This is a genomic window from Rhodopirellula maiorica SM1 (assembly GCF_000346295.1).
GTDB lineage: Bacteria > Planctomycetota > Planctomycetia > Pirellulales > Pirellulaceae > Novipirellula > Novipirellula maiorica.
Genome location: NZ_ANOG01000369.1, coordinates 1 through 703 on the forward strand (window position 1 = coordinate 1; position 703 = coordinate 703).

A 703-nucleotide genomic window follows, 5' to 3' on the forward strand; every position below is an offset into this window, starting at 1 on the left:
GTAGCTCAGTTGGCAGAGCAGCTGATTTGTAATCAGCCGGTCGTGGGTTCGAATCCCTCCGCTGGCTTATGTCGCTCGAAACCAGCGACAGCAAGTACGAAAAAACGACAGTGAAATAGAGGATACGACTCAAGCAAAGAACACGATTCAAACGAAACCAGAAACGATTGCTGGCACAACCCAATTGTGCTGACAGAAGGAACAGGGGGGTTTGCCCGAGTGGTTAAAGGGGGCGGATTGTAAATCCGCTGACTATGTCTACACAGGTTCGAATCCTGTAGCCCCCATTTCAATGTTTCATCGCGGGTGTAGCTCAATGGTAGAGCAGCAGCCTTCCAAGCTGAATACGAGGGTTCGATTCCCTTCACCCGCTCTTGCGTTCGCTTCGTTTGCTTCAGGGTCGACTGAAGAACGTGTTTTGATGGACTTTGGGCTTTTGGTCTGAAATTCCTTTTGAGTCGCTGCTGTAGCTCAGTGGTAGAGCGCCTCCTTGGTAAGGATGAGGTCATGGGTTCAAATCCCATCAGCAGCTTTGGTGAGTGCGACTCCCCTATTGATATAGCTTCGAAGCGTGATTGCTGCGGAGCAAGCGAATGTCATCGAGGGCGAGACCAACGCAACCGCCGGAGTACTTTGTTAGCAAACCGAGCCTTCGGGCTTGGCATCAAATAACGCAGAGATGGCGAGAGTGCGTTTAGGGGCG

At 51.5% G+C, this 703-nt stretch carries 3 tRNA genes; all 3 read left to right on the forward strand.

Annotation, left to right across the window (positions count from 1 at the left end):
- Positions 1-205: 205 nt before the first annotated feature.
- The 3 genes from RMSM_RS11890 to RMSM_RS11900 all read left to right on the forward strand — a co-directional run bounded on the left by RMSM_RS11890 (position 206) and on the right by RMSM_RS11900 (position 532).
- Positions 206-287 (forward strand) — tRNA-Tyr (locus RMSM_RS11890).
- Between the two features lie 15 nt (positions 288-302).
- Positions 303-373 (forward strand) — tRNA-Gly (locus tag RMSM_RS11895).
- 87 nt (positions 374-460) lie between these two features.
- Positions 461-532: transfer RNA gene (locus tag RMSM_RS11900), tRNA-Thr, on the forward strand.
- Positions 533-703: the final 171 nt, after the last annotated feature.